The sequence below is a fragment of the Mesobacillus jeotgali genome (assembly GCF_002874535.1).
In the GTDB taxonomy this organism is placed as follows: Bacteria; Bacillota; Bacilli; order Bacillales; family Cytobacillaceae; genus Mesobacillus; species Mesobacillus jeotgali.
Window position 1 is genome coordinate 4,095,284 of the sequence record NZ_CP025025.1, and the last position, 25,202, is coordinate 4,120,485.

The window sequence follows — 25,202 nt, forward strand, 5'->3', positions numbered from 1 at the left end:
CAGAGTCTCCTGGGTGCCTGTCGGGAAAGTGGCTTAACATGTTCTGCTGCTTCCGAAGGACATGCGAAGCCCCAACTTCCTTTTTAGCCGAGAAAGCATTTACCCCGCCTTCCTCTATTCCACATTCTCCCCTGTCAGATCAATTGAAAATTCTGTTGGACTTCCCAAACCAAAGAATACATCATGGAAGGTGATTGATTGGAGATCCCCATCTTCCAAATCAGATTGGATGATATAATTTTTCGATACCTGGCCAGGTTCAATCCTGAAAGCAAGCGGAACTTCCTTTTCCGAATCTGCTGATTTAAAAGTCGCACTTCCGTTCATGCTCCAGCCAACCTGGAATCGATCAGCACTAAGGTTCGTGATGTCAGCCATGAAAGCCATGCCTTTCACGGTTTTTACTTGTTTCATATTTTCGAATTTATAATAACCCTCATTCTCTACATAAAAATCATAGGGCTTTACTTCCAGAATGCCAATCGTGTCAAATTTCCATTTATTATTTTCATTTACATAATAAATAGTAGATTCGTTTGTAAATGGCCCATTATTATTATCGCCTTTGACGATTAAAACAACTTTTTTAATTGAGCTGTCAACATTCTCTACATTCTTAATTAGATAATCATTAAAAGTTATATTATTTATAAAAATTATTTCTTCCTGTTGTTTAATGAATTCTTCTTTGGTTTGCCCTAACAAATTCCGCAGCTTCTCTGAAGATGAGGTATACACCCATTCCCAATTTCCTTCTTTATTCGCATTGAAATAGTGTTCGAAGGCTTTCTCTATATCCTCATTTGTCAGTTTTTCGTTTTGAGGTTTTTTATTTTCTTTACTTTGATTTCCTCCAGGTTCTTTACTATCAGACACATCGGCTGCTTTGGCTTCAGAGCTTTGTTGCTCACCACTGGAGCAGGCAGTTATGAGCAACACAGAAGCCAGAAGGAAGTACATCAAATACAATGATTTTCTTTTCATGATATTCTCCTTGTCATTTCATGTAATATATTGATTACTGTAATATATTGAATACATATTGTCAATCTTATTTTTAAAAAGGAAAGTACATATTTCTGTAATCACAGTTTTACAAAGCAGAAAGATTACATTATACTAACGTTATGAATTTTTTTATAGGAAGTGAAGGGAATGAATGAGGCAGGATCGAGAACATTGGGGGAGGTCCTTTATGATATCAGAACGAACAAACTTAAATTATCCCTGCGCAAGGCTTCAGATTTGGTGGGGATTTCCCATAATTATTTAAATTTACTGGAAAAGGGTATTGATCCAAGAAACCAAAGACCCATTCAGGCTACCCCGGAAATTTTAAAGAGATTATCAGAAGGATATGATTATCCATATGCAGAATTGCTATCCTTAGGCGGGTTTATGATAGAGCATGAGGAGACTTCCAATAAGGTGAACCTTAAAGAAATATTGCAGGGGTCAAAACAAGTAACCTTTGAAGACAAAGAACTAAACAGTAAGGAAAAAAGAAAGATAATCGATATAATTAAAGTACTTTTAAGCTAAAAAAAGGAAAACAAATTTGTTTTCCTTTTTTTATTTATACTGTTTTATCCTTTAAGGTTCTTGCCAGTTCTTCAGCAAGAAAATAAAATTCTTCTGCCACTATAAACTGGTGAATATCCTTTAAAGGCAAATCAAAAACTTCGAATTCCAAGGGCATCTCAATAGCATTTATCGATGTTGGACCATCCATCTCAATATATCCTTTTAAAAATAGGTAATCCATGATTTCTTCCCGATCATATCTGAAATCCGGCCAGTACTCTTCCGGCACATACAAAATAAGGTCAAAACTATTTGGGTCGCTGGTATTGCCATCCAGCCACCCAGCAAATTTTTCCTCATCAAAGAATAAATCTAAATCATGTATTTGTGAAATTTCATTTCTATTATCTGTTATATGAGCACATAGTTTAAGATAGGATTTCGGGATAATCTCTTTTAGAGGACGATTTAAAAATGTACTCAAATAAACTTCATACAAACCCGTACTGTTCAAGCCAAAAATAGTTGAGTATTTCATCATAAGTGACTTCATATTTTCTTCAAAGCTTATAGTTCCCACGACATAGCCCCCAAGATTGTTCTTAGGACTATTTTAATATTTTTGTCGAATTTTATCTAGACTTCTAAATTTTTCTTTCCTAGTTGGCTTTGACTCAATATTAATAAGAGCGAGTTTGGCAGTTTGAATGAGAGCAGGGTCTGCAGGGAGCGCACAGCTGATTACGAAGAGACGCAGGGACGGTTCCATTGTCTCAAAGAGGAATGAAAGACATAGAACTGTTCTTGTGGTCCAAATGTTAAGTTAGTTTTTACTTTCCAGTTAAAACTAGAACCTTCCCTATACTCCACCTGCTCTATGCACTAGATCCTTGGATACGCCCAAAATCCTGGCTGCCTGTCGGAGGGTGATGCCTTCAATAGTTTTGACTTGCATGAGATAGTGATCCCTCTGCCATCCGGGTAGGCTTTTCACCTGGGCAATGCCAATCACGCCAAGTAGTTGTTTGATTTCTTGCCGTGCCTGTTCATCTGTCAATTTCCGTCTACGATAGGTATCTTCAAGGCATTCATCATGATTGGATCGCTCATTGAAATCTTTGAAACGTTCTACAGCGAATGTACGGTTTTCTCCAAACATATTCAACACTATATTTCGATCCAACAACCCTCCTGGAAAATACTTCTCCCCATAATACCCGGCACAGCTGCTCCATTGCCAGTCTTCCACCCGTGGACAGATACCTGCCTTGACGGGATTCTGGTGGATATACCGAACAACGGTGAGAAAGTATTCCTCGGTTTCGACATTTTCACTTTTGAAACGGTCCTGGAATAGATGTCCTGTCGTGGCGTATTTCCAATTGTAAAAGGTTGCGTAACTCACCCCGATTCGCTTCATTGTTGTAGCCAGTTCCTCATCCCCTTCCCTTAATAGCAAATGTACATGGTTGCCCATCAGGCACCAGGCATACATAGTGAACTTAGCTATCCTTTTGTACTTTTTCAAAATATCAAGGAACTTCATCCGGTCTTCGTCATCATGGAAAATCTCCTGCCGGTTCGCTCCCCGCAGCATCACATGGTAAACACCGCTTTTACTTTTCCTTCTCGCCTCCCGAGGCATCCGTGCCACCTCACTTTCCAATCCTGCGCAATATCAGTGCTTCCTCAATCGCAGCATCAGAAATAAATTGGTCGCCTCTCATGTCGGAAATCGTCCGAGCCAGGCGAATGAGTTTGATTTGGACCCTGTTGCTGAGGCCATGATTCATGGATAAGTCCTGCAGCCGTCTTTGCTGTGACTCCGTTAACGGTCGATTTCCAATCAACTGCTCGAAAGGGACACTGCTATTGCAGATTTCCTTCCCGTAACGGTCATATTGTCTTTCCCTAGCTACCATGACTCTTCTTTTGACATCTTCGGAGGATTCATTTTTGCTGAAATCATGCCCCTTTAGATTGACTGGTTTTAAAGCAAGAAGGATATCAATTCTATCTAATACAGGACCTGAAACCCTGTTCTTATAAGCCTTTATCTGTTTTTCCGAACAAGTGCAATAGTGGGTGTCAGAACCCAGGTATCCACAGGGACAGGGGTTCATGGCGGCAATAAAAATGAATTTGGCGGGATAAGTTACCGTGGAGTGAATGCGGCTGATGGTCACTTTCTCATTCTCTAAAGGCTGGCGAAGCATATCAAGTGTCTTTTTCGAAAACTCGCCCAATTCATCAAGGAACAGGACGCCGCGGTGGGCAAGGGAAACTTCTCCTGGTTTGGGATTGGTGCCGCTTCCGATTATCGAGACGGCAGATGCAGAATGATGGGGGTGGCGGTATGGAGGAAGAGTCAGTGAGGAGTAGGGAGCACCAGCCAGCTGATAGAGGCTTATCTTTTCAAGCTGTGACTCTTTCGAAAGAGAAGGCAGAATCGTCGGGAATGTCTCAGCCAAAAGACTCTTTCCGCAGCCTGGCGGCCCATCCATGAGCACATAATGTCCCCCGCTAGCCGCAATCTCAAAACCACGCTTGGCAAAATCGTGCCCAATGATCTGATTGAAATCTCTCGTGGTCACCATGGATTCCTCAATCATTTCTACTTCCGGCAGCAAGGGCAGCAACTGCTGTCCGGCTAAAAGATTCATCACATCCAGCAAAGTTTCAACATAGACAAGTTCCAGGTCATCGATTTCAATTCTCGGAATCCACGGATCAAAAGGCAGGACCAGCATCTTCAATCTCAGCTTCCTGGCCGCCAAAATAGCTGCAATCATCCCCTCCACAGGATGGACCGTCCCATCTAATGACAAAGCACCGATAAAACCAGCATCCACCGGAATTGGATCTCGTATAAAACCACTACTCTTAAGGATGCCAATAGCAATCGCAAGATCAAACAAAGGTCCATTCTTCTTCTGCTCAGCCGGCGACAGGTTGATGATTACCTTCTTCTCCACCAGGGGAAAACCGAGAGTGTGCAGTGCCGCTGTCACCCTCTCCTTCGACTCCTTCACCGAAGCATCAGGCAGCCCAACAATCACTATCGACTCGAACCCTTCCTTCACCTGAACCTCAACATAAACACGATAACCCTCAAGCCCTTTCAAACCGATGCTTGCAACCTTTACAGACATAGACATACCTCCAGACGTTCATATATAAGATAATTTATAGGGATAAAGCAAAATAAAAGGAGAGAACTCGCAGAAATCAATAAAGAGAACCGGAAGAAATGTTTATTTATGGAGAAAGACTCATAGAAAAAGGATTGATGAAAAGCAGAACAATAACTCACAAGAAGAGAATGACAAAGAGGATATCAATCATTAAATCTATCATAAACCAAACAATAGAAATAAGCACTCAATATAATCCACGACCCTAAAATATAACGAATTGACTATAAAAAATCAGCATCAACAAACAAACCATAACCAAACTATTTCCACCCGAACGAGACGCTAGAACCGTCCCTTTGTCGCTTAAAAAATAGCACCTCATATGAGATGCCTGACAAATTCATTAATTATTTTGAATCCAATTTCTCTTGTCTAAAAATTAGAATTTTGTTAAATTGTTTCAGCATTTCTAGAATATCTTTTTTATCACTGAGCCACTCTGATTCTGATGCCGTAAGTCTTGGAATTAACGGTTTTATCGTTTCCCTTGAAATTACACCATTACTGAAGAGAATATCCAAATCTTGGTCTAAAATCCAATCTTTAAGTTCCTTGTCATTCTTGAAATATTCTCTATTCTTATATTTATTACGAAATTCACCACCTTCAAAGCACTCATAAAGCGTTCTTGGTATTTGATCATAAAATGAATCTACAATTATTTGTTTACCATCAACTATTTCAATAATTCCTCGTTTCTGCATTCCTCTTCCTTTGTCAGGCAACCGTATTACATTAGATATAGTTGAAGCTAATTCAGCGAATTGGTAAAGTTCTTCCCACTCATTACGTGGTAAATATTTATCTATGTTGCTAATAATGTCACTAAGGAAATGGATTATTCCTTGTTTTCCTTGGTACGCATCGTCTTTATACGGATAGTATTTATTCCCTTTCATTTTATAAGGGTATGTTTTCGAAGATTGCAAACTCATCTTCAAAGGCATCCACACAGAAAAAATAGTATCTGCATTTAAATCACCATCAAGCCAAATTACATCTAAATCATTTTCTTTTCGCCATCTCTCATTAAGTGATATTTCTGATTCATGAATACCTTGCTTAAAATACTGCAAATAATTAACTATAGGATTATCTGAGTATTTTTCGCCTAGATAATCCATCATTTTATTTTCCCTTTTTATATAGAGTTGAATATTAGAACTATTCTTACCATATGCTTTTATTTCTGGTAATCCCCCTCTTTTAATTAAATGATAAAAGTTTCTACCAAGGGATAGTTTTATTCCTCTTTCAATAGAATTCCAATCAGAAAAAATAGACATTACAGTAAAAACATGACCAGAGGGAATTTTCAATACTGTTTTTCGTAAGTATTCATAACGTATTTCAAATTCTGTATGACTGACAGCTTTGTGTTTTAAGTACTGTGCTGGAGTTAATCCCTTTTCGGATGACTCTTTTACAATTGTTTTATATTCAGAATCTGTTAATGTAATAGGAATTACTACTGACATCAATACATCCCCTTCTGATTTTATAATCTAATAATAAACTATATAATCAGAAAAAAATATGTTATCGGAATTTTTTATAAAACTAAAACTTCCCTCTCCTCATAAACACTCTCTCTTTGCGACGCAGGGACGGTTCTCCTGTATCAAAATCTGTAATAAACTTCCGATTCTTGAGACGCGAGAACCGTCCCCATGTCTCTGTGACCTTACAAGCAAAATTAACTGCATTGGCGGTAAACTTAAAGAGGATAGCGAAAATCCTATCCTCTAATAAGTCTGTTTCCACACAATTTATTGTAATTTATTTCAAGATATCAAGTGAAAATTCCCATTTTAAAGATACAGCCTAGAAATGGACATATCTCTTTGGAAAAAGGGTACTTTTTCAGTGGTCTCGAACCGTCCCTGTGTCGTCCCCAGTGTCGTTCCTTATATGTGCTTACTTAAATTGTACGTCGTGCATCTTGAGCTTGTTTTCTCGTTTGATTTATCAATTGATTACTATAATCAATGATTTCTTGCCTCGTTACTTTATCAATCGACACATCGAGCATCTGTTCAAGGTCTCTTCGATTAGGGAATGCTTCTAAATATGAATTTGCCCGACTAACCATTGTTTTCATTTTTTTTATATCATTTAGAGTAGAAGTCATGGCACTAAAACCTGCTTCATGCTGCCGGTCTTTACCTAAGTATAATTGATGTTCAATCGCATTAACGATGTGATGGTTATTCATAGCTAGTTTTTTAAAAACTAGAAAGTCCCTCTCGGAATGTGGATTTTTCACCATGTCATAGCCGGCTAGCATTAAATCACTCATATATTCTTGAATAAGAACGATTTCATTTTCTACTGAATTGACTCTTTCCGTTCTCTCTGCTTTGTCAGTTTGTGATGCAAAATAAAATATAGCACCTAAAATAATGATACCAACAACAATAATCATATCCTCATACCTTTCACTTGAAAATTTCCATTTAACATTTGTAATTACTAAAATCAGAGTTCATATGCCCCATTAGCGAGTAAGATTTTATAAATACTATCTCTATTACAAGATCTGGCCTCGTCAAGGGCAGTGTTCCCGTCTTCATCCATAATATTTGGGTTAGCACCTAATTCGAGAAAATCTTTTACCTGTCTCTCATTTCCAGCGGTAACAGCTAGATAAAGGGCAGTGAACCCACTATTGTCCTGAATATTGATGTTACCACCGAATTCTACTAGTAACTTAATATATTGTTTACTCTGGCCAGAAGCAACGATGGAAATAAAGGCAGTTCCACCTTTAATATCCTTTTGATTAGGATTTGCTCCACCTATTAATAATCGTTTTGCAATTTCAAAATCTCCTGCATTCACTGAATACATTAATGGGGTAAACCCTTGAAGTACACGATTTGTCTTGTTTACATCTGCTTTCTTTTTAATTAATAAGTCTACAATTGAGTATTGTCCATTCGTCACTGCCATGAATAGTGGGAATGCCCCATGAGAATTCTCAAAATTTACGATCGCTCCAGCATCCAGAAGTATCCTAACTGCCTCTACTTTGTTTTCACGAATTGCCTCAAATAATGGCGTTTCTCCATCTGAATCACTGATATTGACATCAGCATCATAACTTAAAAGTATTTCTAGTAATCTAGTGTCTTCACAATCTACTGCATAATGTAGTGCTGAATAGCCCTTTTTATTCAGTTTATTAATAGATGCCCCATGACTAAGGAGGTTTGTGAGAAGCACTGAATCTTTCTTTTTAATGGCAAATATAAGTGGAGTTATTCCATCGTCATCTTGGCAATCTAAGTCAATCTTCGCTTCCATTAAAACTTTTAAGCTCTTTTCCTTCCCTTTTTTTAAGATATGCAAAAGAACTGGGTCACTCTCCATCTCAACATCTTGAATGGGTACTTTCAGTTCCAATAGGGTTCTAAGTAGCTCAGGGTCATCTTTTTCAATGGCACTTACTAAAAGCTTTTTACCGCCACCTAATTTAATCGAAAGTTTATCAACAAAACTTAACTTAAACTTTGGAGATTGGTTCTTGGTCTGGGAATCTTGCATTTGTAAAAAATGATAGAAGTCATCTTCAGTTCGGTTTAATGATCGAAGTACTTCTTTATATAATTCTACAAATTGTTGAAAATCAAGATTATCTGGAAAATCAATAATATTTTGTTCTTGAAAAGCTTTAAATGCCTTTTCCGCAAAACGTATATATTCGTTAAAAGTCGTATTATCTACAGTAAAATTTGATTGCTCTATATTTAATGCATTTTTAAAAGCGATAATTCTAAAAAGTAGTTGATGTGGCATTGGAGTATTATTTAAGAGTAACCCGACTCTTAAGGTAATACGATTATCATTAGATATTAAAAGATTTTCGTATACCTTAGCTGCTTCTTTATAGAAATTCTGTGTCCAATAATGTTTTTCAATACTTTGAACAATCACAAGGTACCGTAACGTATAAGCTAGTTCATAAATAGTTATCCGGTTGTTGGCAATAGAGATAGTTAATTCCTGAAAGGCTTGATTTTTATTAATAAATTCATAAAAACGTTTTGAGGCAAGGTCAGCTTTTTTAAAATCACCTTTATTTAGCTGAACCGAAACCTGTTCGAACGTTTTAACAGCCCAAGATTCAGTACGATTTCTCTGAGAATGTTTAATTTCAAAATCAAGTATCCTTTTTGAAAAGTCAATTGATTTAACCGTTAAGCCATAGGAATCGGCAACCTTTGCTAGCTTTAATAAAAGGCCGCCATATAGGGTATAAAGAATTAGTCGAAGCCGCTCTTCTAATTTCACCATTAGGCTAGCCTTTTCAACATCTAGCTGATACCAGCCTTTATTTAAGAGATCAATGAGCCTGTGTCCTTCTCTGCTTACGTCTTGCATCGACATACTATTAATTGATAATCCTACAAGCATTCCCATAATAGGACCAGCTAATAGGGAAACCGACACTTTTCCAAACATTGCGTTTTTACGATTTTCCTTTTCTTTCTCCATCACATTTTTCATAAATCTAAAATAGTTCTGGAGATTTTGGTCGTGTTTTTCTAATGTCTGAATGAAGTCCAAAGTAACCTCATTTACTCCATTTTGATAGAGTTGAAAGGCTTGGTCATGAACAGAATAGACTCTTTCAAAATTATTCGTAAAAGGAGTTGACTCTGAAATCTTGAGGACCAATTCACGATAATCTCTTTGAACATCCGTTAGTTCAATAGCAGACTTTAATTCCATAAATAAATCTCGAGCATTGATAAGACGGTAATAATTTTGTGTAAGTCTCGTTAATTCTTCGTCTGAAGATTGGGAATTCTTTATCTGTGACAGAATTTGGTCTTTTTTATTGATTATTTCAGTTAGTTTTTCGATGTATTTTTTGTGTCTATTTTCACTTAAAGACTTTCCTATAAAATTATCTAATTTTTGAATTGTCTCAGTTTGGACATATTTTGATAAATTATCTCTAATTTCCGTGATTTGTTCACTCTCTTGGTGAAACAAGCTTTCAGTAGTTTGTGTTGTTAGTGTCATCATCTATGCTCCTTACAAAAAGTCTAAAATATCGAAAAGAGAAGCTGAATCATAGAAATCAAAGGATGAAAGGTCAGCAAAATCGACTTTTTGTTGTGTTAAGAAAGAATCAATGTTAGAAGAAGCACCTGTTGATTGAAAAACAATACCTAACTCATTCTGTGTACTTCCAATCAACTCCATGTTGTTAGAATAAAAATTCGCACCACCAAACACATTTTCATCAGATAAGAATGATAAATTCATACCTTGATCAAATACGTTAGACCCTTGAAAGCTATTTTCAAAGACTCTGTATGTTTCGTTGTTTACAGTATCATGGATTGTAAATAATTCGGAATCATTCATCTGACTAAAACCAATCACATTCGTTGAACTATCTGTGACCGTCAACCCACCTTCTGTATTTTCAAAAATAAAGCCAACAACATTACCATCTTTGTTCTGTAACATATATTCACCCGAAACCCAGGGTAATAGCACATTACCATCTACTCCTAAACCTAAAGACTGCACAAGATCCTCGACATTACTTTTTTCATATGTAGCCTCTAAAAGCTTCATAAAAACCCCCCTAAACTTAGACAAGGATTCTGTAACCCTCAGCTTTACCCTATCTAGAAATAGTAAAATATAACTATATTTGTAATTTTAACATGTGAGTCTAAATAATGGTGATAAAAAATAATTGTATATAAATTATTTAAAACTCCGATTATAATAAGGCCAGTCAAATAAGATGATAATTCTGGGCGACCATTTTCAAGCAGCCGAAAAAGAAAGTCAGAATCCAGAATAATCAAGAGTAACCGATTTTCAAGGAGGCAACAATATGAAATACTTCACCTTGTATATTTCATTTTCTCCAGACTTCACCCAGGAACTTTATATCAAAAGCAAGTCCATGGAACACCTCCTTGAACGCATCGGGCTCTACTCAAACGGCTGACTCGCAACAAGTCAATGCAACATTAACACACAAATCAAGTCCTTTCCATCTATGCAAGAGAAACTATTAACCCCAGCCATTTCAGTTTAAAGAAGAACAAATTTACCACCATTAATGAATACAAAAGTAACAGCACAAAAGACTTAGAATAAACCTTCCTTCCCCGAAAATAAAAAAAACAGATCAGATACCCACTCCGTCCTGGTTAGAAGAAAAAAAGATCATAAATTAATTGATTAGTACAGCCGATATACCCGATAATCTCCAGACATCAATAACCTTCAACAAGATTATTTCGACTCTCGAATGAGACGTGAGAACCGTCCCCATGTCTATTTAACATGGTTTGTAATGGAAAGCCAGTCATGACAATGGTCCGCGGGAATATCGTTTACGAGAATGATAAGATTGTGGCCGAACCGGGGATTGGAAAGCCAGTCTCACGTGTGAAAGCAGAGACCGAAAACGCCGCTCCACTTTCTATTTAAAATAAATGTCAGGAGGAATTTGAGATGAGTATAGCTGTCATTGCAATCGATTTACACAGAGGGCATTTAGATCCAGAAGTTGCAACAATGCCGCTGCCAGCAGAAAAATGCGAAGAAGTGATTGAACAAAACCGGGTGTTTTTTGAACAATGCAGGGAATTAAACATACCAATCATCCACCTGCTGACCCAATACCGCACCGAACAGGAAATCTTGTCAAATCCAGCATGGCAGGCAAGGGCCAATGACCCTAATGCAACAAGAAAAAACGTCGCACGCCATAACCTCGAAGGTATGCCAGGCGTCGAAGTCATCCCATCACTCTGGGAGGAAAATGATATTCTCGTAGATACAAAAAAGCGATACGACTGCTTTATCGCAACAGATTTGGATTTTGTCCTAAAGGCAAATAATATTAAAACACTATGGATCACAGGAGTAAACACAAACAGCTGCTGCCTCGCAACCTCCATCGATGCCTCCGTCCGTGATTACGATGTCACCATGGTCTCCGACTGTGTAGACACAATGGATGGTCCCGAATATCACGAGATGGCGCTAAAGGTGTTTGAAAGAGCATTTGGGAAGGTCAAATCAAGTATACAAGTGATACAAGAAGTAAATAGCAATATGACCATACTCTAAAAATAATTGAAAACATCTTTTTCAATAACAAAGTCCCTTCCTTTTAACAAGGTTAGGTACTTTTATTTTAGTAGGGTTTTTTGCCTTTTCCAATTACATAAACATACGGACTAAAAAGCCTTCCTATTAAAAGACCTCGACCGCATGAAGGATTTAGAATAGAAGTACAAATAACCAGGTCAGAACCCCATTCCGACCTGGTTTTAGATTATACGTTTGGGAATATCCATGTTGTTTGAAAGTAACGGACAGATAAAACCATCAATACCTGGACAACCTGACCATCAGCAAACTAATTCAACGTCCAAAAAGACCCAGGTAGCGTCCATCTTCTCAGAAAGTACGTAACACGAAAAAAGCAAAAGGTACGCCTCCATGCTTCCACTGGAAAGCCGCTGGAAATAGATAGCATACAATGAAGAGTTGATTGTTGAGGTGTGTTTTGAGAAGAGAATTCTGGTTAGATGCGACGCGGGGAATATACTCGACCTTCTGCTTGGTAATGGTCGGACTCTTACATGTCGTCTGGCACTGGGGAGAGATTGGTATATTCTCATCGGCTGAAATGATGTGAGGTTCTACCTAAAGCAGTTTAAGAAGTCAGGTTGACTTGTAAAAATTATTTAGGGAAGCAATGAGATGAGACTGCTTCCCTTTCACTATGGACATTGATTCGTCAGTTTCAGGACAATTAGCGACGTTTTGGAAATTGTATAACGTCATTATCTGTTAGGGACAAATAAAGGCATTGAGACGGACCTCCCGAATGGGAGACTATAACCCTCTTTTTACCTCATTTCTAAATTTATTAAAAGTAAAAAATCAAAAAAGAAGAAGCGTAAAGCCATAACGCTCCACGCCTCTCCCATTATTTCAACTCGAATGAGGCGAGAGAGCAGTCCCTGTGTCCCTAGGTCCATTTTCCCTATTTACTTTTATATTAATTATAAAATTGAATAAAAATCATCCTTATTTTGCAGAGGCAGAATAAGAGTTGAAACTCAAAAGAATATTGTATAACTCATTAATATTTTCAAACACATAATCAGGCTTAAAAGGTGTTGTTTCTATATCATTGGCTTTTGCTTCGCCAGTTAAGACAACAGCAGTTGAGACCTTTGCATTTATTCCACAAGCTATATCTGTATACAATCTGTCCCCAATCATGATTGTTTGTTCTTTAGAGAATTTATTATTCTTCAGTGCAAGTTCTACCATAGTTGCGTTCGGTTTCCCAATATACAGAGGTTTCTTCCCAGTGGCGGTTTCTATAATTTTACAAATCGAGCCGCAATCTGGAATAAAACCAAAGGATGTAGGGCACACCAAATCCGGATTTGTTGCTATAAAGTCTACTCCCTGATTTATTAACTTACAAGCATCAATTAATTTGTCATAAGTAAGTTCGGTATCATATCCTACTACTAGGCAATCGATATCAGTCTCATATCGATCTGTAATCAATATATTTTGTTCCCTTAGTTCTGCTTTAAATGACTCTGTTCCAAGCACATATATCTTTTTGTTATTATATTGATCAAGCAAATGATGGACTGTAGCTTGAGAAGATGTTAAAAAATTCGTCTCGTCTACAATAATAGATAGTTTTTGAAGTTTTTCAATATAATCATTGACACTTTTGGAAGAATTATTTGTGAGAAAAACGTATTTACCTCCAATTTCTCGAATATAATTTAGAAAGTTTAAGCTATTATTAAACAGCTTATTATCAAGATAAATAGTGCCATCCATATCTAATAAAAAAAGTTTTTTATTTTTCAATTCATTATAAACTGTCATTAAATATACTCTCCGCTTTCCTTAAATCTTCGTGATTATCAATTTCCATCCATCTTCCTTTCAATGGACAAGGTTTAAATTCAACATCAATCAAAACATCGTTTAATGCTATTTCTGTCCACTGGTTTAGTTCCTTTTTATTCTCTATATAATCAACTATTTTATTAAAGAAACTTATTGACCCATTTGAATTGAATTTATATACATCGATAGATACTCCAAACGAATCCTCATCAGTAATTTCTTTACTTATTCCAACGATTTTCCCATCAATAACTTTTACTTTCATATTTTCATCATTATATTCGCCTTGCTCTACAACAACAGCATTTCCATATTCACTCTTAATTAACTCATTAATTATCATTTCATCATAGAAAACATCCGCATTCATTAATAAAAATTCAGAGTTAATAAAGTTTTGTTTAGCTAAATACGCTGAGTACATATTATTAGTTGTTTCATATTCCTCGTTAACAATTACCTTTACAAACGGAAATGATTTATTTATCGACTGGACAATAACATCCGCACAATATCCTGCAACAATGGTTATGTCCTTAATTCCATTGTTCATCAGATTATACAACTGTTTAAATAAAATTGGTACTCCATTTACCTCAACCATTGATTTAGGTTTATTATCTGTAAGCGGTCTTAACCTAGTACCCATACCAGCTGCAAGAATTAATGCTTTCAATTTAATACCTCCATAATTTCATAATAAATTTCTTCTAGGTAGTCTTCTGTTAGATCAATTGTATTAAGTACAGTAAATCTTTCTGGTCTTGTAGCTTGTGCCTTCATCCATGCCCCAACAAAAATTTCTTTCGTAATACCTAGTGATAAAGGCGAGATATCTATACCATATCTATTAAGAAATTCTATTATGTTTTTATAGTTTCTATTTTGTAGTATACAACTCACTAAGCTACCTAGGGCTACCTTTAAACCATGTGGAGCATCAATTTCATAATTTTCATCTAAAGAGTGGCTAAACAAATGTTCAGATCCACTACACGGCCTACTATTACCCGCAATGTCCATAGCTAATCCACTAAGAACAAGTGACTGCGCTAACTGGCGCACAAAATTAATTTCCCTAATATTCGTTTCCTTTGAATTTAGTAACATATTCAAGGCAGTATCTGAAAGAAGATATGCAAAGTCATTTATACCCGAATCCTTATTATTATCTTCTAGTTTCCAATCATATAGAGCTGTATAATTAGAAAGAGTATCTCCCAAACCTGCCATAAGTAAAGTATCTGGTGCATTTTTTATTATTCCTATATCAATTAAAATTCCATCAGGAGTTTTACAACCGAAACTTTTTCTTTTTCCTTCAATTGTCTTCAGAACTGCAATCGGAGAAGCAAGTCCATCATTACTAAGTACTGTTGGGATAGAGATAAATTTCTTTTTACTAACATATGCTGCATATTTTGCTGTATCTAAAATTTTTCCCCCACCAAATCCGATAACATAATCATAATCTTCAATCGATATCTTCTTAGCTATATCTACAGCTACATCATAGGAACTATCCTCAACAAAATAAAGTTTAAAATTTAAAACCTCTTGCTGGAATTTTTTGAATTTGAGACTAAATCTATCATAATTACCTTTAGAGGTTAGAATGATAATCTTTTTTTGACTGATATCTTCAAACTTTTTTTGTAATTCAAATAATAAATTATCAGTAACATTTTCCTCAATTGTCAGGAAAACTGGTAAACTCAAAGAATACATAAAATCACCTCCTAGTATAATAAACTCTTAAATAATATCGATGGTAAAACCTAAAATATACACTGGTTATTTTTACCTAACATTTCTACTTATTTGATCACTATAGGCTCAACTACTTCTTTCCAAACTCGTTTACAATTATCATGGCCTTCGGTTTCAATTAACATACTCTTAATTTGCTTTCTTTCTTTGGCAAATACCTCATGGTTATTTATATAATTATTTAAAGAATGTATAAATTCATATTGATTGCTCACTTTATATCCAGGTGTCCAAAAATCATATGGTTCAAGCAATAAACTTCTATTCTGCCTATATTGATCTAGATCATTATTAATAAAAATTATTGGTTTATCGAGTAAAAGGTAATCAAAATAAACACTCGAATAATCAGTTATTAACATGTCACTAACACTTAGCAAATTATACAAATCGTTTTTACTTTCTTCTAACCACTTGGAATTTACTAGTTTAATCCTACTACTAGTTGCTAATTTATTAGCTGATAGAAGTTTTTCTTCAATAGGATGCAATTTAGCAATGATTACACAATTGTTAGCCTTTAAATTTTGCTCTAATTCTTTAGAGTTATAATTATCAAAACCAAAGATATTTCCCTCTCGAAGTTTTCCTTCTATTTTATCTTTTTTATGACCAAGCCTAAACGTAGGTAAATATACGATTACTTTTGTATCTGAATTAACAGTTCCATCTTCAAATAACCCCAATATATCAGCTTTACTAGTTTTATTATTCATCGTCAAAAAGTCATTCCTAGGGAAGCCTGTTTTTACGAATTTATTCCTTTGTATACCTATACAAGAGCTTAATAAAACTTCATATAAATTAGATGATGAAAGGATGATATCACAATTATTAAATTCTTTATGCCATGTTTCCGCTTTTAGTTCCTCTTCTCCCCTATCCATATAATTCATCCCTTTAAGGGGAATACCATGCCAAGTTTGAATACAAACCCTATCTTTTGAAACTTTAAATGACTTATGTGTACAAATATAAACATGAGATGATGCAACCATGTACATATCTCTTAGAGTCATACCTCTACCCATGTATTTTTTTGTAATAAAAACGTCATTATATTTTACTTCTTCAGCAATATATTTATAAATAGCTTCGGCATTTGACCCTGAATTTGGAGTCTCATCTATAACACATATTCGCCCAGGCTTTTTCTTAACAAGCTTATAAAGACACTTTAATGTTATTAAAAGGGCTCTAATATAAGCAGTTTTAACTTTATCTTTCAAACTTCCACCTCTTTTCTTACACTTCTGATATATTACGAATTTCCATCTGATAAATATCACCATATTTATCCGCCATTTTACGGACATCAAACTCTAATGCTTTTTTCCTTGCTTTAAGGCTCATATTGGAACGAGTTTCGTGATTAAGAGCAAGATCTATCATAGCATTAGCCAGTTCTTCAGCGTTCATTGGCGGAACAGTTAATCCTTCTTCACCATGAATTAACACATCAGGAACTCCCCCTACCCTTGTCCCAATAACAGGTAATCCTACAGACATTGCCTCTAGAATTGAAAGAGGCAATCCCTCATAATTAGAACTTAATACAAAGATGTCTGATTTTCTTAACCATTCTATTACATTACTAGAGTTTCCTACTAATAAAACATGATCCTCGAGGCCATATGAAGCAATTTGTTTTTCTATATCTTTTCTTAGTAATCCATCACCTATTAAAAGTAGTTTCATATTACTATATTTTTTTCTAGCAAAATTAAATGCATTAATAAGAAGTTCATGATTTTTTTGTGGACTGAACCTAGCAACACAACTAAATACAATTTCTTCAGTTCCATTTTCTATTTTCGTTACTGGAGAAAAGAATTTAGTATCAATGCCATTATGAATTAAAGGAATATCCGCAAGTTTTAGATTATATCTATAGGATATAGTCTTCCTAATTTCTTCAGAAATTCCTATTGGTATTGCTTTTTTCCTTTTATAAAAATACTCCATAATTTTAAGATAAGGGCTCGGCAGCTCTTTATTAGCAATATTATGAACTGTATGAACCCAAATTGTTTTTTTATGAAGATTTATCCATGGCATACAATATATTGAACTATAAAGATGAGTATGAATTACATGAGGCTTTAAGTTTGTAAGTACTTTTGAAAGTTTTAAGATAGTTTTAATATCAAATCCAGATTTTTTATCTAAGTAGTAAACATTAACTCCTCTTTCTAATGCTAATTTACTAAACGCCTCACCTTTATTGGAATATAGACTAATTAAAGTTACGTCAAATTTCTCTTTATCCAAATATGTCACCAAATCTAAAGCCATTTTTTCTGCCCCGCCACTTGAAAGAGAAGGGACAACACAGACAACCTTTTTTTTATACAATACAAATCCTCCGCCTAAAAAATTTTCATTCATAATTATTTTTAACTTTTAGGAAATAACACCTTGTACTATGCTAAATGCTATATTTATAATTTAATGTTGATGTCCTTTCTCCTTACAATTATTAGTATTGATAATAATAAACATATGTTTAAAAACGCACTGATTAAACTATAAATAGCTACTGTATAGTTAGCACTTAAAAACATACCACCAAGAATCATAGAAGCAACTCTGAAAATCAACACAATAATCTCAAAAACTAAATGAAACCTTTGTAGCTGAAAAACATTAATTAGGACAACAGATGGAGAAGTGATAAACGAAAAAAATATTGTAATAACTAACCATTGTGCATACTCTCCAGCTTCATACCAATTCGATCCTAAAACAAATGAATAAAGGGCAGGACCAAAAAATAAAACTGTTAATACAGGAATTATAGATATTACAATTAAAGTAATTGTATATTTTATTAGTGTATAATATATAGAAATCCCTTTTTGTTTCATTTCGGAAGCTTTCTGAAAGAAAACCTGTCTAAAAGATTCCCCAAGTAAATTAATTGGTAATTGAATAAACTTTAGAGAAAGTGCATAAAATCCAGCTACCTGAGGTCCAAAATAGAAAGCCAAAAAAAATGTAGGCATAGTTTGTGAAAATGAATTGATGAATCCCTGTGGTGCACTAAATTTCGGGAAATAATTATATGTTTTTGCTAATTTCTTCATTTCCTTTGTGCTTTTATATTTGATAAACTTATATTTATCATCTATCCAAACTTGCACCCCTAAAACTAATGTGGCAATTGTAAATCCAATGGTCTGTCCTCCAATCAACCCCTGTGCACCTAAAGTTGCAATACCAGCAGGAATCTGAACACCATTAGCCCCTAAAGATCGAAAAATTGAAGAATAAGATAGTCTTTTAAATTGTTTATTACGAGTACTCCAATATCTTAACCCTGAATAAAATCCTAACATTAAAATACTTGGTGGTATCCACCACAATAGTTCTCTAGGTATGTTAAATATATCCGAAAACATTCCTCCAAATATAAATAAAATTAACAAAATACTTAAAGACATCACTATCGTCAAATACATACATAGCAAAACTAAATTTACAGCTTCTTCATCTTTTCTAGGAATAACTATTGCTAGTTCATACCTCCAAGTCATAATAATGACTAAAACGGTTATAATTGAAGTATAAATAGCAAAGTAACCAAATTCTTCAGGCGTATACATTCTACTTAAAAGCGGAGACGCAATAACTGTTAATAATTGGGCTAAAGCTGTACCCGACATTAGTATTGATATATTTTTTATAAAACTATTTTTTAAAATGCTACCTTTCACTTACTACACCTTCATTTATCATTTTATTACCTCATTAGATGTTCTATTAAAATTAAATACTCCAATCTTATTTATACTTCTTCAATATGCATATTTAGCTTGCATGTAAGTGTATAAACAGGTAATGCTTTAGTGATTGTGATTCTCCAAAATTTCCGAATTATAATGTAATGTTATTTTTTTACTTACTAAATAGTAGCTATTAACCTTTTCAAAAACAATATAATGAAGGTGAATCATAACTTAAGGAAAAGGTATAAACTTAAAACTATAATGACAACGTCATTTAACATATTCTTTTTTTGTTCCTAAATTTCAATAAGAACGCTAGGATTGTAAAACCAACTATCAAATCAAAATTTCTAACTAAAATATGATGAGGGTCACCATATAATACAGTCATAATAGCAACATACAAAATCACGTTGGCACTTATAATACTTCTAAAACTATTAATTGGAACTTTATTAACTAAACGATGTATTATATATAGCCCAATTCCGCCCATTAAACCAATTATTATTACGCCTAATACATTTCCTTGCAAATATACAAATGAAAGTAGATCAACAGGGGTTTCACCATAAACACCAGCTTCTCCCTTCCGTGCACCTAAAAGCAAAAATGTATTAAAACTAGAAGCTGTATCGATATTTAACATGCCCGCCCAAATTCTCATTGGTAAAATAAGGAGCGGTGCTGTTAAAACATCAAAAAACCATCTGTATTGGCTGGAATGAAAAATGGAATAAAATGAAGAAAAAGGGAATGATAACTCCTTTGTGAAAAGCGCAACAATACCAAGACTTCCTCCGGAGCGCCCTAAAAATGCATCTATGAATATTAGTAAAAAGACACTAAATATAGAAAATATAGAAAGTTTTCTAACAAAGGCTAGAGTAGATTTATACGAATACAGTATATATCCCAAGAAAAAAGTTGCAATATAAAATACAAACCCTACTCTTCCCTCCCAGCTGTAAAGGACATATAACGAAAAGCACAACGATAAGATAAATCCAACAAAAATTGATAATTTCTTTTGTGTTTTATTATTTTTATCAATCAAATATGCAAAAAACACAAATGATGAAAAGAAAGAAAAACTACCAAATCTTTGTAGGAAACTAAAAGGATTCGCTACTACAAAAACTCCAGATCTTCTTGCACTCGAAAAAGCCAAATAATCTATGAATCCACCATATGCTCTTGTAAACAATCCATATGAAATTACAGAAACAAATAACATTATCCACGCAACTATAAGTAACTTTTTATAATAATCTGAATTTGAGTACAAATGGGTTTTTGTTCTTTTTTTTGTTGTGTTTTTCATACCTATCGCAATATACCAACCAAATAAAACACTTAATAAAAGCGTAATACTTAATAAAATATACGATATAGTAAGTACGGAATCAAAATTCATAATTAAATGATTATGAATATATGAATTTCTTCCTCCATGTGTAAAAAACATTACAAAACCAAAACCTAAGCCATTAAATGTTGCCATTGATATCAAAAACCAATCCAGCAATTCCAATCTTTTATTTTTAATAAGTCTAAAATATACGCCTAGATAGACTACTGAGGCAAAACATAATCCTCCCAGTACTGCTATTGTTGCCTCCATATATTAAGCCTCCGTTCGATCTACCTCAAAGAATATATATATATCTAATTATTCATTATATATACTTCTTAATTGTTCTTTGTAATTATTAGTATCATTTAGTTCATCAAATCTCTTAAAACTTGCACAAGCCATTTCACTTTGTAATCTTTCATCAGTAATCAATTTTATAACTGAATCTACTAAATTTTCATCTTCTGAATGTAAATAGCCCGTCGAGCCATTACTAACAATATTGAGCATTCCATCTACCGGAGTACTTACAATGGGAACTCCTAATGACATAGATTCCAAGGCAGCAATTGGTGTTCCTTCAAATCTTGAACACATCAGCATACACTTTGCTTGATTTAGAGCCTTATAAGGATAGGGTAACATGCCAGTGAAAGCAACTCTATCAGCTACTCCCTCTTCTTTAAAGATTTTTCCCATTTCCTTCCTAAGTTCACCATCCCCTATTATCCCAAACTTTGCTGAAGAGCACTTCTTTAGTATTTCGGATGCTACTTTTGCAACTCTTTGGGGATTTTTAGGATAAGTAAACCGACCAATATAAGCAAAGTCAAAACTATAATTATTATTATCCATATGCATAAGCTTTTCTATACGTGGTGTATAAATTATATTTCTTAAACAAACTGTTTTGCTTTCAATATGTTTTTTAAAGACATAATCTACTAAGATACTTTCCGAAACTGAAATTACTTTTTTAACCTTTTTAGTAGACAACATATAAAGGAATGATTTTAAACCAAACTTTCTCATATCTTCAATATTACCATGAAGGTGAGAAATTACTGGAATTCTATCGGTTACTAAAGTAGAAATTAAAGTTGCTCTGACATCATGTGCATGGATTATATTAGGTTTGTAATAATTTATTACTCTTTTAAGCTCAGAAGGTTTAAGTTTATCAATTGGAATAAATTTTACATCTCTATCATCAAGGGCTTGTCTTATCCTACCATCGGGTGAACAGTACGCCATATCATATTCATCATTAAACATCATACAAATGTCTGCCACAACATTTTCAGCACCTGAAAGTTTATTACTACTTAATACATGTAACACTTTCATTTTATATAAACCTCACATCAAAAATTATTAGATTATTTTTTAAATTAACCTACAACTTACTTCATTATCTAAAGAAACTTATTTAATTACTTAGGTTCCCGTATATTTCTTCAAGTTCTTTTTTTACATTTTCAAAGTCAAATATTTTTACGTTCTCCTTGTTTATCAAACCAAAAGTTTCCCTTAATCTTTGATCTGAAGATAATTTTCCTATTGCTTCAGCGAATCCATTAACATCCGAAGGGTGACGTAGATATCCTCCTTTTCCATCTATAATTAAATCTGAGTTTCCACGAATGTCTGAAACTACACATGGTTTTCCTGCATCCATTGCTTCCATAAGGGAACGAGGTAACCCTTCTCTATAAGAGGGCATTGCAAAAATATCAGCTGCGGGTAAAATTTCTAAAACATCTGTTCTAAATCCTAAAAATTTCACCCTATCGTTCACTCCTAAATCTTTGGATAGTTTCTCCAGATCCGTTCTTAACTTCCCTTCACCACACAACACATAATATATATTTTTATTTTTTATTTTTGCAATTGCTTTAATAATGGATTCATTATTTTTATTTTTGTTTAGTTCTCCAGCAGAAAAAATCATAATAGCAGAACTAGGTACTCCTATTTCTTTCCGTTTTTCGTTTGGATCACTTGAACTAATATACCCCGTATCTATGCCTACACCATGAACGAGATATTTGTTACCATTTTTTCGAAGTTTGAAATTCCGAGCAGCTTTATAGTCCTGTTGGTTAATTGTTATAAGTATATCTGTCATATGAGCTAGATATTTTTCACCCCATTTAAAAAGGGTATTATTTATTAAAGGAGCTCCTTCATAAAAATGAAAACCATGAGCTGTATATATTATTTTCTTTACTTTCGCTCTTTTAGCACATAATCTACCAATTAAACCACCGATAGGTGTGTTACAATGAATTAATTCCACTGGCTTTTGTTTAAGTAAACTTAGTAATTGTGAATAAGCTTTGAGATTATTTGAGTCTAATGGGTTACTTCGAAAATTAGTTTGATGAATTTTACATGGTATTGTTTCAAGGTCTTCCTTAAAATCCGTAAAATCTGCTGCCCATACAACCTCATAACCTTTTTCCATTAAAGGTTCAATCATTACTCTATATCCATTAACATATCTTTTTACTCTGTTTGTTACGATTACTGCACGCACGTTAATCACTCCCTATTAAGAACATATATATTCTGTACTTTATTGATTTTAGAATTACTCTAAGGTTCCTCTAACTTCTAGAATCTAGTAAAAAAGCTAAATAAAATTATGAGGAGTGACACATAGGCAAAAAAATCTAAAAATACTATATCAATAGTTTTTGGACGCATTTTACTGTTGCATTTCCGCCTTCTTTAACATACTTATTTTTAAAACGTATTGTTTTATCACTCTCAACTTTATAATCCATTGTTTTTATATGATTTATTACCTCATCCTGAGTCGCCATTACTCCACTTGGAAGTTCTTTTTTTAGATCTATATAAAAACCTCTTTCTTTAGCATACTCATCATAATCATATCCAAAACATATGATAGGTCTTTCTAATATTGCATAGTCAAACAGTGTTGCTGAATAGTCTGAAATCAAAATATCAGCAACCATAAGTAAGTCATTTACATCAGGATAAGCCGAGACATCGTGTACAAACTCGTTAAATTCAATCCCCAATGTCTTATTGGTATAAGCATGTGTTCTTAATAAAAGAACATAATCATCTTGTAATTCTTTTTGCCAATAAGCAATATCTATAGGAGGATTAAAAGAATAACTTTTTCCTTTATCAGTACTATCTCTCCACGTTGGGGCATACAAAATTACTTTTTTATCTGCAGGAATATTAACTTTCTTTTTGCAATCATTTATTTTATCAGTTGAAACACTATAGAGCTCATCATTTCTAGGCATACCCGAAAATAGAAGGCTGTGTTCAGAAACATTAAAGTCCCTTAAAAAAATTTCTTTTTCATAATCCCCTGAATAACAAAATATATCTATATTAGAAAAATTAAAATCATTTCTTCCGCTTACAGCATTACCTACAAGTTTTACTGGCGTACCATGCCATGTGTTTAGATAAATTGTTTGTTTTTTCTTGAAATGTAGCCCTCTCTCAATGTTCACGCAAGAAACCCAGTATTTTGCTTTAAGTGCAATTACAAAGTATTTTAATGTATCCATCTCGACTTTTTCTGCTTTTGGAATATCATATTCTTCTGGGTCGTCCAATGCCCAAACAATCTTGTAATCTTTATACTTTTCATTTTCTATAATATATTTAAATATAACTTTTGGACTATCGTTATATCTTCTTCCGTGTCCATTAAATAATATCAGATGATTATCTGTTTTAATAAATAGGCCAAGCAATTTAAAAAACAAACTCATTACTATTTTATATAGCTTTTGTATAATAAGGTTGTGTTTGAGAATGTAATCTATTCTACTTCTAATTCCCTTCACTTAATTCACCTCTGTTTTTCTTATACTTTCTTTTATGGGGTACAAATTATATTCTAAAGGGTGTTTTGATAGGTGTTTTTCATAGATCAGGTTACCAAACACTTTGTTCACTACATTTATTTTTAATATAGTAAATAGAGGGTTAAATAGCTTGGTAAGCCTTATCTTCTTGCCATGTGCTTCAGATATTAACCTAACCATTTCAGATGTACAAACATATTCCTCATTCTGAGGGAAAAATACTCCGTTACTACATTCATCAATTAGCAACCTAATGAATTCACATAAATTATCTATATATATCATACTTCGCATGTTTTTAACATCTGGGAATAAAGGGATTGTTAATGCTAGCTTTGCTAATCTTTGATAGTTACCTTTACAGTCTTTTCCATAAACCATTGGTGGGCGTATAACTGCAACCCCGAAATCCTCTGATTTCAAAGTTTGAATTAACTCTTCAGCCTGAAGCTTTGATTTACCATAGTTGCTTTTTGGACTTTCTGGAGTATTTTCACTTATAACACCACTTTCTATTCCGTACACACTCATTGAGCTTAAAAATACTAACTGTTTAACACCTTCCCGCTTTGCTTTATAAGCCACTTCGTATGCTAAATCTCTATTTATTCTATAATAAATCCCTTGATTAGCCTTAGTTTCCTTTATATGGGCTATAGCTGCAACATGAACTAAAACATCAAAATCCGAAAAGTCTATTTGTTTCCACGAATCATCTCTTAGACTTATAATCTCAATAGAATATTTAGTAGGATAATTTTCTAGAAATCTTTTCAAATTATTACCTATATAACTAGTTAAGCCTGTTATTAAAATTTTCCTCATT

Annotated in this window: 22 protein-coding genes; 3 read left to right on the forward strand and 19 right to left on the reverse strand. The window is 34.0% G+C overall.

The window, feature by feature from the left end; genetic code table 11:
- Window positions 1–114: 114 nt before the first annotated feature.
- Window positions 115–984 (reverse strand): hypothetical protein, encoded by an 870-nt coding sequence (locus tag CD004_RS20535; RefSeq protein ID WP_102264459.1) that lies wholly within the window; start codon window positions 982–984, stop codon window positions 115–117.
- Between the two features lie 171 nt (window positions 985–1,155).
- Here CD004_RS20535 and CD004_RS20540 point away from each other — a divergent pair, with 171 nt between their 5' ends.
- Complete coding sequence (locus tag CD004_RS20540) at window positions 1,156–1,542, forward strand: helix-turn-helix domain-containing protein (RefSeq protein WP_102264460.1); 387 nt, start codon at window positions 1,156–1,158, stop codon at window positions 1,540–1,542.
- 34 nt (window positions 1,543–1,576) lie between these two features.
- Here the strand turns inward: CD004_RS20540 and CD004_RS20545 are convergent, their stop codons facing one another.
- The 7 genes from CD004_RS20545 to CD004_RS20580 form a co-directional block, all read right to left on the reverse strand.
- Window positions 1,577–2,104 (reverse strand): hypothetical protein, encoded by a 528-nt coding sequence (locus CD004_RS20545; protein WP_102264461.1) that lies wholly within the window; start codon window positions 2,102–2,104, stop codon window positions 1,577–1,579.
- Between the two features lie 279 nt (window positions 2,105–2,383).
- On the reverse strand, window positions 2,384–3,169 hold the full coding sequence (locus CD004_RS20550; protein ID WP_102264462.1) for an REP-associated tyrosine transposase: 786 nt from the start codon (window positions 3,167–3,169) through the stop codon (window positions 2,384–2,386).
- A gap of 10 nt (window positions 3,170–3,179) precedes the next feature.
- A complete protein-coding gene (locus tag CD004_RS20555) occupies window positions 3,180–4,676 on the reverse strand; it encodes a YifB family Mg chelatase-like AAA ATPase (protein ID WP_102264463.1) in 1,497 nt (498 codons plus the stop codon).
- 392 nt (window positions 4,677–5,068) lie between these two features.
- Window positions 5,069–6,199, reverse strand: a complete 1,131-nt coding sequence (locus tag CD004_RS20560; protein WP_102264464.1) for a DUF1413 domain-containing protein — start codon at window positions 6,197–6,199, stop codon at window positions 5,069–5,071.
- 443 nt (window positions 6,200–6,642) lie between these two features.
- Window positions 6,643–7,146 (reverse strand): hypothetical protein, encoded by a 504-nt coding sequence (locus CD004_RS20570; RefSeq protein WP_102264466.1) that lies wholly within the window; start codon window positions 7,144–7,146, stop codon window positions 6,643–6,645.
- A 53-nt stretch (window positions 7,147–7,199) separates the two neighbouring features.
- On the reverse strand, window positions 7,200–9,755 hold the full coding sequence (locus CD004_RS20575; protein WP_102264467.1) for an ankyrin repeat domain-containing protein: 2,556 nt from the start codon (window positions 9,753–9,755) through the stop codon (window positions 7,200–7,202).
- 9 nt (window positions 9,756–9,764) lie between these two features.
- Window positions 9,765–10,316, reverse strand: coding sequence for a hypothetical protein (locus CD004_RS20580; RefSeq protein ID WP_102264468.1), 552 nt, complete (start codon window positions 10,314–10,316; stop codon window positions 9,765–9,767).
- A 750-nt stretch (window positions 10,317–11,066) separates the two neighbouring features.
- On the opposite strand from CD004_RS20580, the gene CD004_RS24530 reads away from it, so the two are divergent.
- On the forward strand, window positions 11,067–11,189 hold the full coding sequence (locus CD004_RS24530; protein ID WP_267892334.1) for a hypothetical protein: 123 nt from the start codon (window positions 11,067–11,069) through the stop codon (window positions 11,187–11,189).
- Window positions 11,190–11,213: 24 nt separating this feature from the next.
- Window positions 11,214–11,834: a cysteine hydrolase family protein gene (locus CD004_RS20585; protein WP_102264469.1), complete on the forward strand. Its 621-nt coding sequence runs from the start codon at window positions 11,214–11,216 to the stop codon at window positions 11,832–11,834.
- Between the two features lie 969 nt (window positions 11,835–12,803).
- On the opposite strand, the gene CD004_RS20595 is transcribed toward CD004_RS20585, so the two are convergent.
- From CD004_RS20595 to CD004_RS20645, 11 genes are all read right to left on the reverse strand, one after another.
- Window positions 12,804–13,634, reverse strand: a complete 831-nt coding sequence (locus CD004_RS20595) for an HAD-IIA family hydrolase (RefSeq protein ID WP_102264470.1) — start codon at window positions 13,632–13,634, stop codon at window positions 12,804–12,806.
- Window positions 13,621–14,334 carry a phosphocholine cytidylyltransferase family protein gene (locus tag CD004_RS20600; protein WP_102264471.1) on the reverse strand — a complete coding sequence of 238 codons (714 nt, stop codon included), beginning with the start codon at window positions 14,332–14,334 and terminating at the stop codon, window positions 13,621–13,623. The genes CD004_RS20595 and CD004_RS20600 overlap by 14 nt, the downstream gene beginning before the upstream one ends.
- Window positions 14,331–15,386, reverse strand: a complete 1,056-nt coding sequence (locus tag CD004_RS20605; protein ID WP_102264472.1) for an iron-containing alcohol dehydrogenase family protein — start codon at window positions 15,384–15,386, stop codon at window positions 14,331–14,333. The genes CD004_RS20600 and CD004_RS20605 overlap by 4 nt, the downstream gene beginning before the upstream one ends.
- A gap of 89 nt (window positions 15,387–15,475) precedes the next feature.
- Window positions 15,476–16,657: a CDP-glycerol glycerophosphotransferase family protein gene (locus tag CD004_RS20610; protein ID WP_158651607.1), complete on the reverse strand. Its 1,182-nt coding sequence runs from the start codon at window positions 16,655–16,657 to the stop codon at window positions 15,476–15,478.
- 16 nt (window positions 16,658–16,673) lie between these two features.
- Window positions 16,674–17,783 (reverse strand): glycosyltransferase, encoded by a 1,110-nt coding sequence (locus tag CD004_RS20615; protein ID WP_158651608.1) that lies wholly within the window; start codon window positions 17,781–17,783, stop codon window positions 16,674–16,676.
- An 86-nt stretch (window positions 17,784–17,869) separates the two neighbouring features.
- Entirely contained in the window at window positions 17,870–19,144 is a 1,275-nt protein-coding gene (locus CD004_RS20620) for a lipopolysaccharide biosynthesis protein (protein ID WP_102264475.1), read from the reverse strand.
- A 286-nt stretch (window positions 19,145–19,430) separates the two neighbouring features.
- On the reverse strand, window positions 19,431–20,780 hold the full coding sequence (locus tag CD004_RS20625) for a hypothetical protein (RefSeq protein WP_102264476.1): 1,350 nt from the start codon (window positions 20,778–20,780) through the stop codon (window positions 19,431–19,433).
- Between the two features lie 48 nt (window positions 20,781–20,828).
- Window positions 20,829–21,860 carry a glycosyltransferase gene (locus CD004_RS20630; protein ID WP_102264477.1) on the reverse strand — a complete coding sequence of 344 codons (1,032 nt, stop codon included), beginning with the start codon at window positions 21,858–21,860 and terminating at the stop codon, window positions 20,829–20,831.
- An 82-nt stretch (window positions 21,861–21,942) separates the two neighbouring features.
- A complete protein-coding gene (locus tag CD004_RS20635; protein ID WP_102264478.1) occupies window positions 21,943–23,052 on the reverse strand; it encodes a glycosyltransferase family 4 protein in 1,110 nt (369 codons plus the stop codon).
- Window positions 23,053–23,197: 145 nt separating this feature from the next.
- Entirely contained in the window at window positions 23,198–24,355 is a 1,158-nt protein-coding gene (locus tag CD004_RS20640; protein WP_233434899.1) for a CDP-glycerol glycerophosphotransferase family protein, read from the reverse strand.
- Window positions 24,356–25,201 carry an NAD-dependent epimerase/dehydratase family protein gene (locus CD004_RS20645; RefSeq protein ID WP_102264479.1) on the reverse strand — a complete coding sequence of 282 codons (846 nt, stop codon included), beginning with the start codon at window positions 25,199–25,201 and terminating at the stop codon, window positions 24,356–24,358.
- Window position 25,202: the final 1 nt, after the last annotated feature.

Bases quoted from the DNA above. Each gene is read 5' to 3' on its own strand.
- CD004_RS20535 (WP_102264459.1), bottom strand. From the start codon at position 984: ATGAAAAGAAAATCATTGTATTTGATGTACTTCCTTCTGGCTTCTGTG.
- CD004_RS20540 (WP_102264460.1), top strand. From the start codon at position 1,156: ATGAATGAGGCAGGATCGAGAACATTGGGGGAGGTCCTTTATGATATC.
- CD004_RS20550 (WP_102264462.1), bottom strand. From the start codon at position 3,169: ATGCCTCGGGAGGCGAGAAGGAAAAGTAAAAGCGGTGTTTACCATGTG.
- CD004_RS20555 (WP_102264463.1), bottom strand. From the start codon at position 4,676: ATGTCTGTAAAGGTTGCAAGCATCGGTTTGAAAGGGCTTGAGGGTTAT.
- CD004_RS20560 (WP_102264464.1), bottom strand. From the start codon at position 6,199: ATGTCAGTAGTAATTCCTATTACATTAACAGATTCTGAATATAAAACA.
- CD004_RS20570 (WP_102264466.1), bottom strand. From the start codon at position 7,146: ATGATTATTGTTGTTGGTATCATTATTTTAGGTGCTATATTTTATTTT.
- CD004_RS20575 (WP_102264467.1), bottom strand. From the start codon at position 9,755: ATGATGACACTAACAACACAAACTACTGAAAGCTTGTTTCACCAAGAG.
- CD004_RS20580 (WP_102264468.1), bottom strand. From the start codon at position 10,316: ATGAAGCTTTTAGAGGCTACATATGAAAAAAGTAATGTCGAGGATCTT.
- CD004_RS24530 (WP_267892334.1), top strand. From the start codon at position 11,067: ATGACAATGGTCCGCGGGAATATCGTTTACGAGAATGATAAGATTGTG.
- CD004_RS20585 (WP_102264469.1), top strand. From the start codon at position 11,214: ATGAGTATAGCTGTCATTGCAATCGATTTACACAGAGGGCATTTAGAT.
- CD004_RS20595 (WP_102264470.1), bottom strand. From the start codon at position 13,634: ATGACAGTTTATAATGAATTGAAAAATAAAAAACTTTTTTTATTAGAT.
- CD004_RS20605 (WP_102264472.1), bottom strand. From the start codon at position 15,386: ATGTATTCTTTGAGTTTACCAGTTTTCCTGACAATTGAGGAAAATGTT.
- CD004_RS20625 (WP_102264476.1), bottom strand. From the start codon at position 20,780: ATGGAGGCAACAATAGCAGTACTGGGAGGATTATGTTTTGCCTCAGTA.
- CD004_RS20630 (WP_102264477.1), bottom strand. From the start codon at position 21,860: ATGAAAGTGTTACATGTATTAAGTAGTAATAAACTTTCAGGTGCTGAA.
- CD004_RS20645 (WP_102264479.1), bottom strand. From the start codon at position 25,201: ATGAGGAAAATTTTAATAACAGGCTTAACTAGTTATATAGGTAATAAT.